A 14,014-nucleotide genomic window follows, 5' to 3' on the forward strand; every position below is an offset into this window, starting at 1 on the left:
GCTGGCCCACGGCGCTGAAGACGGCCTCTCGCTGTGGGCACGGGAATACTGAGCGGAGCAGAGTTCTCTTTGATTACGGGATGACACGCCAGTCCCCGCGCCGTGCCTGGCTGCTGAGTAGGAGACAGTCCCTCCCCGTCAGCGTTGAGGAGCCAACATTTCACCTTCCCCCTCGGACAAGGAGTGAAAGCGCGGCACACGCTACGCTGGGCGGCTCGCTCCGCGGGCGAGCTTCAGTTGCGCATGCGCGGCTGCGGAGCAATGACGCGCACCGCCATCTGCTCGTTGCCGGAGACCACGGTGCTGATGGCCTCGCGACGCGTGGGCGCCAGGCGCGCCACGGCCCTCAAGGTGGCCACCAGCACCAGCGCCTCCACGGTGGAGGGCACGGCGATGCCCGAGGGCCCTGTTTTGAGCGGCAGCGGCAGGCGGGGCACACGGCCCGCGGCCTCGAGCGCCGCCACGGCGTACGGAGGGCGCATGTCCAGGGTGACGCCAATGGCCGGCAGCGAGGTGGCGGCGGAGCCCTGCCCCCGGCTCTGCAGATCCATCAACAGCTTGAGGGCGCCGCTCTGCTCGTAGAGCGCGAGCCCCTCGCCCCCGTCCTCTCCGCCACCGAAGATGCTGCCCTCGTAGGTGCGCGACAGCGCGCCGGAGATGGTGATGTGGAAGGGCTGGCTGTCATCCCAGTGGGACCAGGGCCGGGCCTCCCAGAACTCGGTGGCGGCCTGGACGAAGAGCAGGGCCTTGTCGGCGCCCAGCCCCGCCACGCCGCGCTGCTCCCAGGCCATGAAGGTGGCGATGGCCGCCCGCGCCGAGAGCACCTCTTGGGGAGGGCTCTCCACCTGAAGGCCCAGGCCCTCGGCGACCGGCGCCAGGGCGGGCTCGCAGCGCACGTTGGCGGGCTCCAGTCCCTCCAGCAGGGCGCGCACGCCGGCGGTGTCCTCCTGCTCGAACACGGGCGGGGCGAAGTCACCCGTCTCCGTCACCCGCAGGTACACGTTGGTGGTGTGCTGGGACAGCTGCACAGGGCCGAGTTTGAGCAGGTGGAACATGGTGCCTCCGGGCGGCTCTTACCGTAAAAAACGTGCGTCCGCTGTCATTCCCAGGCCGCTTGTCGATTGGAGCCCACCTCCGTGGAAACCCTCGTGCGCATCGCGGAAGGACTCGGTCGCTTCTCCGCACGCTTCGTTCCCAGCGCGTTCGCCATCGCGGTGCTGCTAAGCCTGCTGACCATGGGGCTGGCGCTGGGCTGGGGAGGCGCGGCCCCGGACCAGGTGCTGGGCGCCTGGGGCGGCGGCTTCTGGGAGCTGCTCACCTTCTCCATGCAGATGGCGCTGGTGATGTTCACCGGCTACCTGCTGGCCCTCACCGCGCCGGTGCGCTGGGTGCTGGAGAAGCTGGCGGGGCTGGCGAAGAGCCCTCGCGGGGCGGTGGCGTGGATGGCCTTCGTCTCCATGGCGCTGGCCTATATCAACTGGGGCCTGTCGCTGGTGGCCAGCGCCATGCTGGTGCGCTTCATGGTGCGACGGCGACCGGACGTGGACTACCGGCTGCTGGTGGCGTGCGCCTACTTCGGGCTGGGCGCCACGTGGCACTCGGGGCTGTCGGCCTCGGCGCCGCTGCTGGTGGCCACGCCGGGGCACTTCCTGGAGAAGCAGCTCGGGGTGTTGCCCATCGATCGGACGTTGTTCTCGGCCTTCAACGTGGGGCTCACCGTGGCGGTGGTGGCGGGCATGACGCTGCTGGCCTGGGCGCTGCACCCCAAGCCGGAGCGTACGGTGCGGGTGGAGCCGGCGCTGCTGGAGAAGCTGGGGGACTTCGTGCCGCCCGAGCGCCCGAAGGAGAAGGGCCTGGCGGTGTGGTTGGACCACGCGCGGCTGCTCAACCTCGTGTTCGGCGTGCTGGGGCTGGCGTGGTTCGCGCGGCACCTGGTGCTCAATGGAGGTTGGCGCGCCATCAACCTCAACGTGGTGAACTTCCTGTTCCTGGTGCTGGCGGTGCTGCTGCATGGCACGCCGGCGCGGCTGCTCAAGGCCAGCGAGGAGGCCGGCAGCGTGCTGCACGGAATCGTGCTCCAGTTCCCGCTGTACGCGGGCATCTACGGCATCTTCAAGGCCACGGGGCTGACAGACCTGATTGGCGACGCGTTCGTGTCGCTGTCCACGCGTGAGACGTTCCCCGCCATCGTCTACCTCTACAGCGGGGTGGTGAACTACTTCGTGCCCTCGGGGGGCTCGAAGTGGGCCATCGAGGCGCCCTACCTGCTCAACGCGGCGAGCACGCTGGGGGTGGAGCCGGAGAAGGTGGTACTGGCGTACGCCTGGGGGGACATGGCGACGGACCTCATCCAGCCCTTCTGGGCGCTACCGCTGCTGGCCGTGGCGCGGCTGGAGTTCAAGGACATTCTCGGCTTCCTCCTGCTGGCCTTCCTGCTCTACCTGCCTTTCGTCACGGTGGCGTTCTTTCTGTTCGGATGAGCGGTTGATCCGAGCAAAGGAGGCAATGGCCACCGCCGCCCAGAAGGCGGCGAGTACACCGAGGGAGCGATTCACGGAGAGGGTGGCACAACTCATGGGCGCCACTTGAGCCGCAAACCGGGCCCACTGCACTGGAGGGAAACCCCAAGGGGCTTACCGGCGAGCCGAAACGACGGCGCGGGCCTTGGCGAGTGGCCCTGGTGAGGCGAAGCCCGCGAAGAGCTCTCCCGTGAGGTACGCGCGGCTCTTGCCCGAAGCGGCGCGCAGGTAGTCGTTGAGCACCGCGCCGCTCTTCGTATCCCGGCGCGTGGTGGGGCGCTGGAGGTTCATCCGCACGCGCGCCACCCCCTTGCTGCCCCGGTGGACGAAGAGGATGGTGCCATTGGGTTCGATCCGCTCGACAACGCCCACGTGGGTGAGGCCGTCGTTGCGGCGCCCATCCCGGTTGCGGTCATACGTCTCGCGGAAGAAGACGAGATCTCCCGGTTTGGGCTTCCCCTTGTGGACAGCGCCGAGCTGCTTCGCGTGCCGGTGGATGTTCGAGACGCCGTTGTCGCCCTGGACGCCGCTCCGAGGCATCACCTCGATGCCTACGCTGGAGTAGGCGATGCGCGCCACGCCCGTGCAGTCATCGGGCACCGACCGGTCCACCTTCCGCAGCGAGGAAACCCCCACGAGCCGAGTGGCCCGAGCGGCGATGCGCGTGCCCACGCTCGGTGTCGATCGCGCGGTGCTGCCCTTCTTCGCCGCGACCTTTGCCTCCACGCGGGCAGGCGCCTGCTTGCCTGCCGCGTGGGCCTGCGAGCCGCCAAGGGCCAGGTGTCCCAGCGCTGCCAGCACGACGAGCGGTCGGATCATGTTCGGCCGGACGCCTCCGCACCGACGTTATTCACAGCCGGCCCGCGCTGGAACCTGACACCTCCCAACAGCCCATGCTGCACAGGGAGCTACAGCGACGAATCGCGAATTTTGCAGTGTCTGTCTCGAAAAGCAGCCGTATGTCCCACTCCAGCGCGGCGGAGCGGTTGCGCTCGGTTCTTCTCCGCCTCGGTGGTGAAACCTACGCCTCGCACCGAGACTCAAGAGGCTCAGTGCTCACCGGTGAGCACTGAGCCCTCGCTCAAGAAGGCCAAGGCCACCGTGTGACGGGGTAGACCCTGTCCGCCCTTGGCAACACAGTCGAGCCGGGCTTCGAACCCTCGGCTTTGGTGATGCGTCCGGTGATGTGATCGCCCAGCACAAAGCAGACGGGGAAGCGGCGACCATCCGGTAACAAGGCCTCGGTGTAGCGCCCCATCACCGCCCCCAGCTCCTCCTTGGTGATGCCTTCGGTCCAGAGATATCCGTACAACAAGGTGCCATCCGGCAGAGGGTGGCGCGAGAGCTCGTCACGCACCACACGGCCCACGATGGGGCCTTCCCGATAGACCCCCCGATCCACGATCCCTCCAGGCTGGTGGATGTCGAGGATGAATCGGTAGTTCACGAAGCCCCCCAGGATCTCCAGGGCATACATGCTGTCGACAGCTTCCTGGGGGCAGGCACCCGGAGGGGGAAGCTTCACCTGAGCCCCAGGGCAACCAAGGCTGAAGGTGGCGCACAGCCAGACGGCGAGCCTTCCAGTTCCGGAACGAGCTCGGGAGGACAGGTCAGACACGGGCGGGTTTCCTTTCTCGGAGGAAGCAGCGGAGCGCGCGGCGGGGGCAAGCCACACCCACCAGGTGGCGAAGAGGACACAGCCGAGCAGTACCGCTCCCGTGGCCAGCATCCACCACCACTTCCTGCGGCGAGTCGCGGCCTCCGCCTCGACAATGAGTTCCTCGGCGGCGGCCGCGAACGCCTCCAGGGCCTCGTGTCGAGAGGATTCCAGTGTCCCTTCCGGGTGAGACTCCCGCGCCTTGCGCTCCGTCTCCTGCTGCCACGCCTGACGCTCCTCCCGTTCTTCCTCGGTGGCAGGAGCCGGCCCACGCTCTGGCAGCACCAGCGGTACCTTCCAGGTCCGACGCTTTCGCTCCTTGGCGGCCTCCCAGAGTGCCTGATGAAGCACCTCGGCGCTGGGGTAGCGGTCCTCGGGGCGTTTCTCCAATAGCCGCATGACAATCCGGCTCAGCGACTCGGGCACCTGGGGGTTGAGGTAGTGCGGAGGACGCGGAACGAGGGTCTCGATGGCGGCCAGGAGCTCCGCCGCGGTGAGCTTCTTGGGATCGAAGGGATGGCACTCCGTGAGGGCCTCATAGAAAAGCACACCAAGCTGATACAGGTCGCCAGCCCTTCCCGCGTCGAAGGGCTCGCCCTCCTTGTCGGCGCTGCTTCTCAGGAAGGTGACGCACTCGGGCGGCAGCGTATGCGCCAGGCTCGGGGGCAGCTTCTCCGTGAGCATGGAGGCGCCCGGCAGCCACACGCTGCTCAGATCGATGAAGACTGGAGCGCCGTCCTCCTTGCGGACCAGGATGTTGGAGCCACTCAAGTCCCTGTGCAGCATCCCGCGTCGATGGAGTTCGGCGAGCGCGGACACCACCCCGAGAAAGGCATCCGCGAGCTGAGCGGCATTGGGACGGGTGCGCGCACGCCAATCCTGGAAGGTCTCTCCTTCCTCGTAGCCGGTGACGAAGTAGAGGTAGCCGGTCGCTGGGTGCGGCCAGCGGTCCACCGCGTAGAGGCGCGGCAGGTTGGGGTGACTGGTGTTGGCGATCAGCGCGGCCGCCTCGTGAGCCACACGCCCTTCCACCTCCCGCTCCGTCGAAGCCGGGCGCACCGCCATCTTCAAGGAGAAGAAGATTCCCTCACGCTCGGCTTTGAAGGTACGGCCGAAGCCTCCCGTGCCCAGCGACTCCAGGATTCGCCAGGGGCCCACCCAATGACCAGGCTGAAGTTGATCCGGATGCAGGGCGTCCGTTGTCATGACAGGAGGCGCGCTACTGCTTGACCAGGACGAGCGAGAGGGGCCGTGCGTTGCTGCTGTCGCGCAAGTCCAATCTCAGCCGCGCGCCAGAGGGCAACTTCAACTCCTTATAATCCAACTCCACCGCCACCATGCCATTTTCACCAGGAGCCAATTGAGGCTTGTTCATCCGCGCGGAGATGATGCGCAGCGGCACACCCTCTGTGCGGCTAAGGCGCGTCTGCTCCAGCCTCCAGGGCTTCTTGCTACGACTGTTGTGCAGGGTGACGACCAACAGGGCCCAGGCTTTGCCCATGTAACCCATCGCGCCCGTCACCTCCAGGCCCCCACTCCCTTCCAAGGGCATCTCGCTCCGAAACAAGACAGGGACAACACCGTTCTCATCCATCTGCCCGGAGAATGCGAGCCTAGCGGGCCCGCTCACCTCGCACCAGGACTTGAGCCTCTCTAGTTCGGCCTGCGTCTGGGTCAGCGCCGCCATCAGCGCCTCGGGCGTATTCGCGCGACGGTCCACCTCCACCCTCCCATCCACCTCGGTGGCGTGGGAGACGACGGCGAACACGGCCTGACCTGGCAGCGCACGGTCCTTGAACCGCACCTTCACGACGAGCCGCTCGCCCGCGCCCAGATCCGTGGTGGGCTCCAGGCTGAGGCTGCGCTCCCCAGGGTCCGCGAGCTTGAAGCGCGTCGTGTCGAACTCGAGCGTGTCGCGCTCCAGGGGCGCGTTGAACACCAGGGTGGTGAGATGCCCGGCGGCCACGCGCACCTCGGGCACGGGCTCGGCCGGAGCGCCCGACAGGGAGACACGCCGATCCTGGCGAAGCCGGGCGAGCGGCTGGGCGGCAGCGGGGGCCGCCACGAGCAGCACGAGGGCCAGGAGCAACCAAGCCGTAGGTTGGAACACGGAAACAGAACCTCCTGGGTCCTCACCCTAGCAGAGCGGGACGGCCCCGGTTCTCAGTGCTCACCGGTGAGCACCGCGCCCTTCTGCTCCCCGGGCGTCACGGGTGCCCCGTCCCGCACGGTGGACGCACCGTCCACGCGGCGAGACGGTCAAGCCCCTCCACCCTCACAACCGCTTGGTTTCCTGAAGGAAATCCTCTGGCCCGTCTCCTGCTCTACAGCGCGTGTCGCTTCAGCGGCCTGCACACGCAGCGCTCTCCATCCCGGAGAGCGAATCAAAGAAGGAGTTTCATCATGGAGGCAGCAACCCTCATTCATTCCCAGCCCATGACGTTGGAGGAGGTGCGCGTCACCGTCCGCCAGCTCCTGGCGCAGGAGAACATCAACCAGCACCGCATCGGCGAGCTCTACAACTACGTCGTGGCCAACAACCTGGCCGAGGGCGCGGGCTACAGCGATGCCCTGGAGTACTTCGCCAAGAACATCGCGGAGCTGTCGCGCGCCACCCTGGTGCGCTACGGCTCCGTGGCCCGGGAGTTCTCCGCCGAGACGTGCGCGCGCTACGGCACGACCAACCTCAGCGTGCTGCTCACCTACGAGGAGGTCTCCAAGCTCAAGGTCGACAAGCGTGACCCGGGCCAGAGTCCCATCCAGGTGCCGGACAAGGACGGCCGGGTGCAGACCAAGGCCTTCGCCCTCTGCAGCGTGGACGAGCTGCGCAAGGCCCTGCAGCGCCTGCGCAAGCCGACCTCGAGCGCTCCCATCCCTCCCGAGGAGGAGGCCAACGTCCAGCGCTACCGTGACGCGCTGTCGCACCACTTCGGCAAGCAGACCCGTGTCGCGGTGGTCGCACGCAACCACAAGGGCACGGTCCTGCTGTCTCTGAAGGACATCCCGCTGGATCAGATGGAGAAGCTGGCCGAGGCGGTGCTGGCCGGCCTTCCGCTGACCCAGCCCATGGCGTAGCCCCAAAGCTACGGCGGCGAGCCTCGAGCGCGCCCCGTAGCCTCCCTCCCAGGTCACTGGACGAGGCATTGTTTCGTGCTAGACGGTCCCCCGAGCCGGCAAGAGAGCCCGGCTCTCAACGGAGGGGACTCTTTCACATGAAGAAGATGCTGACCCGGAGCGCGGTGTTCGCGGCCCTGACCCTGTCGTCCGTGGCGCTGGCCCAGGAGGCCGAGCAGGCCGCGGCTCCCACGGGCGCACCGGTGACCAAGCCCACTGCTGACGGCGTGAAGAACACCTGGGACTACTTCTACCGAGGCCAGGGCCAGGGGCCGGTCCTCATCGAGGCCAAGCTCTGCACCGAGGTCGGCAAGGAAGGTGCGAACAAGTACGAATGCACCGCCGAGGTAGACATGGCCGCCGGCGTCAAGTCGGGCACCAGCGTGATGCTGTGGCAGGCCTACCTGGTCCCCCAGGGCGACAGCTATGAGGACATCATGGTCCAGGTCAAGCAGGGCAACACCGTGCGCGAGACCAAGGACGTGAAGGTCAAGGGCGATGGCTGGCGCGCCCGTCAGTGGACCGGCGTGCGCCTGAACAAGCCGGGCAGCTGGACGGTCAGCGTCATGCGCGGCGACCAGACGCTCAAGGAGCTCCAGGTCAAGGTGAACTAGTCCACACCGCAACCTGAAGCGCCACGCGCCCGCCGGGGGATGCTCGCATCCCAGGTGGGCGCGTTCTTTTTTCCGCCTCGCCTGCCCTCGGGCCTCCCGCGCCCCCAGAACAATTTTCCGGCTGGAGGCCGATTTTCCGCCTCCGGAGCGCCCCGCACCTCGCGTTCCCCGAGGGAAACCGCCTCGCGGCGGGGCTGGCAATGCCTTTGCAGAAGGACTGCTCGCGGTTGGAAGGGCAGGGGCTGTCGGGGTGGTGGGGTTGGGGTGGGTAGGTGGGGGGGTTGGGGATGGGGTGGCGTTGTCAGGCGGGCGGGGTGTTCGCGGTGGGCCTGCTCCTCGTGGGGTGCGAGGAGCAGGAGACCACCTCGACGCAGCGTGTGCCTGGCCTCGAGGAAGCCGGGCTTGTCGCCGGTGAGGGCGTGGGAGCCAAGGAGTGGTCGCGGGCGCTGGTGCTGGGGGACAGCCAGGCGTTACGTGCGGCGGTGGCTCCCAACGGGGACGTCCTCCTGGTGGCGGCCTACGGCGAGCCGGTAGACCTCGGGGGTGGGCCCCTGCCCTTCGACCGTGGGGTTGCCGGCCCCCATTTGCTGGTGGCGCGCTATGGGCGCGACGGCGCGCTGCGCTGGGCCCAGGGGCTGGTGCCCTCGGGCCCGGGTGCTCAGCGCGCTCAGGTCGGGGCGGTGGCGGTGGATGGGGCCTCGGGGGATGTGCTGCTGGGAGGCACCTCGGCGGGGTTTCGGTGGGGAGCGGGGTGGCTGCCCGAGGGCCCCTTCGTGGCGCGGCTCTCGGCACAAGGTGAGCTGAGCTGGGTGCGAGGCTTTCCCGGCGAAGGCGCGCTCACGGTGGGCGCGGTGGCGGTGGAGCCGGGCTCGGGCGAGGTGGTGGTCACGGGGGACTTCGCCGGGCAGCGGGACTTTGGCACCGGGGCGCACGCGGTACCCAAGGACAGACAGGGAGCCTTCGTGGCGCGCTTCACCGCGAAGGGCGCGCCGCTCTGGAGCCGCGCCTTCGCTCCCAAGAGCGGAGATGTAGCGGCCCGGGCACTGGCGGTGGACGCCTTTGGCGAGGTGGTGTTCGCCGGCAGCTACTCGGGCGCGGTGTCCTTCGGCGGCTCTACCTTCGTCACGGTGCGCTCGCGCACGCCCTACGTGGTGAAGCTCTCGCGCGAGGGCGCGCACCGCTGGAGCCGCGAGGTGTCCGGCGCCGAAGGAGTGGCTCAGGCGGTGGCGGTGGGCTCGGACCGCGTCTTCCTGGCGGGCACCTATACCGGGCGCTTCTTCTTCCAGTTGGAGCAGTTCGAATCAGACTGGCAGGACGGCTTCGTGGCCGCCTACAGCGCCGAGGGACAGTCGCGCTGGGCGCGCTCGCTGGCGGCCTCCGCCACGGCCCTGGGCACCGACAGCGCGGGGCAGGTGCTGGTGGCCGGCACACATGACGGGGGCCTGGATGTGGGAAGCCGGGCCTCGGGGCCCGGGCTCTACGTGACGAAGCTCTTGCCCGAGGAGGGCACCTCCGTGTGGGCCCGGAGCTTCACCGGCGCCACCCTGCCCAGCGCCAGCACCGTGGCGGTGGACGCCTCGGGCTACCCGGTGGTGGCTGGTAGCCTGGCCCGAGCCGGGGGGGCCAAACGGACCCATGGCCGCGACGGCTTCCTGCTGCGGCTGAAGCCCTGATCGCCAGGAAGTCTCGACACTTCCCTGACGTGTAGGCACGTGGAAGTCGACTTCCACACCTCGCCCATGCTAAGGGGCCGCCGCCTTCTGGGCTCTTCCATGGCCCTGAAGGGCGAGGCTGTGCTGAAGCGTCGGCGTGCGGTGTCCCCGCTCGCAGGCGGCCAACCCCTCGACATTCTTCGCCTGCTTGAGGAGTTGCACCCCCATGACACCCACCGTTTCACCGTTGGACGCCCTCCGGAAGGGCGTCTCCGGCACGGTCGCCCGGGTCTTCGGACTCGTAGCGCTGCTTGCCGGTAGCACCGCCCGCGCCAGCGAGGCGGACCTCGTCCTGCCGGACTTCGCCACCAAGACGTTCATGAACGACGCGCTCAACGGCCGCCAGCTGCTCATGGCCGGCATCATCGTGAGCGTGCTCGGTCTGGTCTTCGGCTTCCTCCAGTACGGCCAGCTCAAGAACCTGCCCGTGCACAAGTCGATGCTGGAGATCTCCGAGCTCATCTACGAGACGTGCAAGACGTACCTCGTCACCCAGGGCAAGTTCATCCTGGGCCTGTGGGCGCTGCTGCTCGTGGTGATGATCGGCTACTTCGGCTTCCTGCAGCACATGCTCAGCGAGGCCCCCGCCAAGCTGATCGCCATTCTCTTCTTCAGCCTCATCGGCATCGCGGGCAGCTACGGGGTGGCCTGGTTCGGCATCCGCGTGAACACCTTCGCCAACAGCCGCACCGCCTTCGCCTCGCTGCGCGGCAAGCCCTACCCCACCTACGCGATTCCGCTGCAGGCCGGTATGTCCATCGGCATGGTGCTCATCAGCACCGAGCTGCTGCTGATGCTCATCATCATGCTCTTCGTGCCGCGTGACTTCGCCGGCCCGTGCTTCATCGGCTTCGCCATTGGCGAGTCGCTGGGCGCCTCGGTGCTGCGCATCGCCGGCGGTATCTTCACGAAGATCGCCGACATCGGCTCGGACCTGATGAAGATCGTCTTCAAGATCAAGGAAGACGACGCGCGTAACCCGGGTGTTATCGCGGACTGCACGGGTGACAACGCGGGCGACAGCGTGGGCCCCTCGGCCGACGGCTTCGAGACCTACGGCGTGACGGGCGTGGCGCTCATCACCTTCATCCTGCTGGCGGTGCCCCCGGACTTCCAGGTGCAGCTGCTGGTGTGGGTGTTCGTGATGCGCATCGTGATGGTGATCGCCAGCCTGCTGTCCTACGGCGTCAACGGCATCATCCAGGGCGGCAAGTACAAGAACGCCGACAAGATGAACTTCGAGCACCCGCTGACGTTCCTGGTGTGGCTCACCTCCATCGTGTCGGTGGTGTTGACGTTCGTGGTCAGCTACCTGCTCATCCCCGGCCTGGCCAATGACACCACGCTGTGGTGGAAGCTGTCGCTCATCATCACCTGCGGCACGCTGGCGGGCGCCATCATCCCCGAGGCCATCAAGGTCTTCACCTCCACCGAGAGCCGCCACGTGCGCGAGGTGGTGACTGCCAGCCGCGAGGGTGGCCCCAGCCTCAACGTCATCTCCGGTCTGGTGGCGGGTAACTTCTCCGGCTACTGGATGGGCATCATCATCGCGGGCCTGATGGGCGCCGCGTACTGGGTGAGCACCACGGTGCCCGCGGACCTGATGCTGGCCCCGGCGGTGTTCTCGTTCGGTCTGGTGGCGTTCGGCTTCCTGGGCATGGGCCCTGTCACCATCGCGGTGGACAGCTACGGCCCGGTGACGGACAACGCGCAGAGCGTGTACGAGCTGTCGCTCATCGAGAACGTGCCCAACGTGAAGGAGGCCGTGCAGAAGGACTTCGGCTTCACGCCGGACTTCGAGAAGGGCAAGGAGTACCTGGAGGAGAACGACGGCGCGGGCAACACCTTCAAGGCCACCGCCAAGCCGGTGCTCATCGGCACCGCCGTGGTGGGCGCGGCGACGATGATCTTCTCCATCATCGTGCTGCTGGTCGGTCAGAAGGACGCGGTGGGTAACGCCATCGTGGGCGCCAACGGCGTGCCGCTGCTGGACTCGCTGAAGCTGGCCAACCTGTCGCTGCTCCACGCCCCGTTCCTGCTGGGTCTGGTCACCGGCGGCGCCATCATCTACTGGTTCTCGGGCGCCTCGATGCAGGCGGTGAGCACCGGTGCCTACCGCGCGGTGGAGTTCATCAAGGCCAACATCAAGCTGGAGGGCGTGGAGAAGGCCAGCGTCACCGACTCCAAGCGCGTGGTGGAGATCTGCACCCAGTACGCGCAGAAGGGCATGATCAACATCTTCCTGGGCGTGTTCTTCAGCACCCTGGGCTTCGCGTGCCTGGATGAGTACTTCTTCATCGGCTACCTCATCTCCATCGCCATCTTCGGCCTGTACCAGGCGGTGTTCATGGCGAACGCCGGTGGTGCGTGGGACAACGCCAAGAAGCTGGTCGAGACGGAGCTGCGCGCCAAGGGCACGGACCTGCACGCCGCCGCGGTCGTCGGCGACACGGTGGGCGACCCGTTCAAGGACACCTCCTCGGTGGCACTCAACCCGGTCATCAAGTTCACCACCCTCTTCGGCCTGCTCGCCGTGGAGCTGGCGGTGGAGCTGAACAGCTCGGGCCATGGCACGGTCACCCGCGTGCTGTCCGCCGTCTTCCTCGCCCTGTCGGTCGTCTTCGTGTACCGGTCGTTCTACGGCATGCGCATCGAGACGCCGATGCGCAGCGAGGCCGTCAAGAGCTAGCCGCGGAAGGCCTGGCCTTCCCGTCTCGCTGAGGCTGTTTCCAGAGCGGCAGGGTGCCCCCGGGTGCCCTGCCGCTTTGCTTTTGCCTTCGGCTCAGTGTCCGAGCCGGAAGGCGGGCGGATCAATCCGGGTGGCCCGGCACTTGGGACAGGCGCCCGGGCGGGTAAAGCGCGTGCGGTCGCGGAAGACGAAGCCGCAGGCCAGGCACTCGGCGGGCACCACCTGCAACCGCCCGCCCAGGGCCTTGAGGGACTTGTCCAGGTGGACGAGGTGCTCGGCCACGTCCTTCTCGGAAATGCCCACCGCAGCCGACAGCTCGCGCGCGGTGAGGCCCGCCTCCGGCGCCTCGGCAAGGGCGGCCTCGAGCGCGGCGCGCACGGTGCTACCTCGAGCCTGGGGGCCGGGCTGGCTCATGCGCTGATGGGCCCCGGGTCCGTCACCCGCTCCTTGCCCAGGTGCATGCCGCTGCGGCAGCGGTAATCGGTGACGAAGGCGCCCAGCAGCACGGCCGCGCCCGCCAGCACGTGTACGGCGGCGGTGGCGGGTGCCCGGCGCGCATAGCCCTTCACGAAGGGCGCGGCAATCGTCGCCAGCCCCCAGCCATAGTCGCTCAGCTCGTGCAGCTCGATGGGCAGCAACCGGGACACGCTGATGCGCGTGTCGGTGAGCAGGGCGGTGCCCGCGAAGCCCAACCCCAGCGCCAGCCCCGTGCGCTGGGCCTGCCTGTCCCCGGAGAGCCCTCCGGCGACCGCCACCGCGACCCCGGCGGCCAGATCCATCAACGAATGCACACCCTGCGGTACCCAGCGGTGCAGCGGCAGGTCTCCAGGAAGCGGGCGGGAGATGATGCCGGCCGCGGCGCTCCGGTCCATGACGTGGTGCATCATGAGGCGCAAGGGCCCCAGGGTGCCGTCGTGTGGGTGGGAAGGATCTGGGATTGTCTTGGACTCAGCCATCCGGCGCTCCTGGACGTTTGCACTCTCCAAGTTAGGCACGCGCTGCCCGGGAGGGTATCCGCCCTGGCGGGAAGTCGTAGCCCGCTCGACAGCGCTTCCCTCCCCCCGCGCCCAGGGCGCACGCTGAGTCCATGCGCCTGCCCCGCTTCCCACGTGTCATCGGCTTCGACGACGGGCCCTTCCAGCGCCGTCCGGGGGCCGTGGTGCCGCTGGTGGGCGTGGTGTGCAGCGGCACACGCTTCGAGGGGCTCGTCTGGGGGCGTGTGCGCAAGGATGGATGGAGCGCGACGCAGGAGGTGTGCCGGCTGCTGGAGGGCGGCAAGTTCCTGCCGCAGCTTCACCTGGTGCTGCTGGATGGCATCGCCTTCGGGGGCTTCAACGTGGTGGACCTGCCCACGCTGGCCTCGCGCCTGAAGCGCCCGTGCGTGGCGGTGATGCGGCGCCTGCCGGACCTGGACGCGGTGGAGCGAGCCCTGCGACGGCTGCCCCGAGCGGAGCGACGGCTGGCCCTGCTGAAGCGGGCGGGCCCCATCCACCAGCTGGGCGGCTTCACCTTTCAGGTGCAGGGCGCCGAGCCCGCCGAGGTGGCCGAGGCGCTCGCGCGTGTCACGGACCGGGGCCTCGTGCCCGAGCCGCTACGCCTGGCACACCTCATCGGCTCGGCGGTGGTAACAGGCGAGAGCAGCCAGCGTGCCTGAAGGAGCCGTGGCAAACCTGTCAGACAACCAGACAGGTTTGGAGGAACCGCCGCCG

The 14,014-nt window shown here is 68.2% G+C and carries 12 protein-coding genes; 6 read left to right on the plus strand and 6 right to left on the minus strand.

The window, feature by feature from the left end:
* Positions 1–233 precede the first annotated feature (233 nt).
* A complete protein-coding gene (locus SYV04_RS05685) occupies positions 234–1,055 on the minus strand; it encodes a hypothetical protein (RefSeq protein WP_321544587.1) in 822 nt (273 codons plus the stop codon).
* Between the two features lie 81 nt (positions 1,056–1,136).
* On the opposite strand from SYV04_RS05685, the gene SYV04_RS05690 reads away from it, so the two are divergent.
* A complete protein-coding gene (locus SYV04_RS05690) occupies positions 1,137–2,480 on the plus strand; it encodes a short-chain fatty acid transporter (protein WP_321544588.1) in 1,344 nt (447 codons plus the stop codon).
* Between the two features lie 153 nt (positions 2,481–2,633).
* On the opposite strand, the gene SYV04_RS05695 is transcribed toward SYV04_RS05690, so the two are convergent.
* The 3 genes from SYV04_RS05695 to SYV04_RS05705 form a co-directional block, all read right to left on the minus strand.
* The gene (locus tag SYV04_RS05695) at positions 2,634–3,338 is read right to left on the minus strand and encodes a C40 family peptidase (RefSeq protein ID WP_321544589.1); all 705 of its coding nucleotides are present in this window, start codon (positions 3,336–3,338) and stop codon (positions 2,634–2,636) included.
* Positions 3,339–3,600: 262 nt separating this feature from the next.
* On the minus strand, positions 3,601–5,382 hold the full coding sequence (locus SYV04_RS05700) for a serine/threonine protein kinase (protein ID WP_321544590.1): 1,782 nt from the start codon (positions 5,380–5,382) through the stop codon (positions 3,601–3,603).
* 13 nt (positions 5,383–5,395) lie between these two features.
* On the minus strand, positions 5,396–6,286 hold the full coding sequence (locus SYV04_RS05705; protein ID WP_321544591.1) for a DUF2381 family protein: 891 nt from the start codon (positions 6,284–6,286) through the stop codon (positions 5,396–5,398).
* Positions 6,287–6,579: 293 nt separating this feature from the next.
* Here SYV04_RS05705 and SYV04_RS05710 point away from each other — a divergent pair, with 293 nt between their 5' ends.
* From SYV04_RS05710 to SYV04_RS05725, 4 genes are all read left to right on the plus strand, one after another.
* Entirely contained in the window at positions 6,580–7,251 is a 672-nt protein-coding gene (locus SYV04_RS05710; protein ID WP_321544592.1) for a hypothetical protein, read from the plus strand.
* A 137-nt stretch (positions 7,252–7,388) separates the two neighbouring features.
* Positions 7,389–7,904: a hypothetical protein gene (locus tag SYV04_RS05715; protein ID WP_321544593.1), complete on the plus strand. Its 516-nt coding sequence runs from the start codon at positions 7,389–7,391 to the stop codon at positions 7,902–7,904.
* A 287-nt stretch (positions 7,905–8,191) separates the two neighbouring features.
* Positions 8,192–9,577: a hypothetical protein gene (locus tag SYV04_RS05720; protein ID WP_321544594.1), complete on the plus strand. Its 1,386-nt coding sequence runs from the start codon at positions 8,192–8,194 to the stop codon at positions 9,575–9,577.
* Positions 9,578–9,782: 205 nt separating this feature from the next.
* Positions 9,783–12,305 (plus strand): sodium-translocating pyrophosphatase, encoded by a 2,523-nt coding sequence (locus tag SYV04_RS05725; protein WP_321544595.1) that lies wholly within the window; start codon positions 9,783–9,785, stop codon positions 12,303–12,305.
* A gap of 93 nt (positions 12,306–12,398) precedes the next feature.
* Here SYV04_RS05725 and SYV04_RS05730 read toward each other — a convergent pair whose 3' ends face one another.
* A complete protein-coding gene (locus SYV04_RS05730) occupies positions 12,399–12,719 on the minus strand; it encodes a transcriptional regulator (protein WP_321544596.1) in 321 nt (106 codons plus the stop codon).
* Complete coding sequence (locus tag SYV04_RS05735) at positions 12,716–13,261, minus strand: hypothetical protein (RefSeq protein ID WP_321544597.1); 546 nt, start codon at positions 13,259–13,261, stop codon at positions 12,716–12,718. Before SYV04_RS05735 ends, SYV04_RS05730 begins: the two co-directional genes overlap by 4 nt.
* 131 nt (positions 13,262–13,392) lie before the next feature.
* Between SYV04_RS05735 and SYV04_RS05740 the strand changes: the two genes are divergently transcribed.
* A complete protein-coding gene (locus SYV04_RS05740; RefSeq protein ID WP_321544598.1) occupies positions 13,393–13,959 on the plus strand; it encodes an endonuclease dU in 567 nt (188 codons plus the stop codon).
* Positions 13,960–14,014 lie beyond the last annotated feature (55 nt).

The sequence above is a fragment of the Hyalangium ruber genome, from assembly GCF_034259325.1.
GTDB lineage: Bacteria > Myxococcota > Myxococcia > Myxococcales > Myxococcaceae > Hyalangium_A > Hyalangium_A rubrum.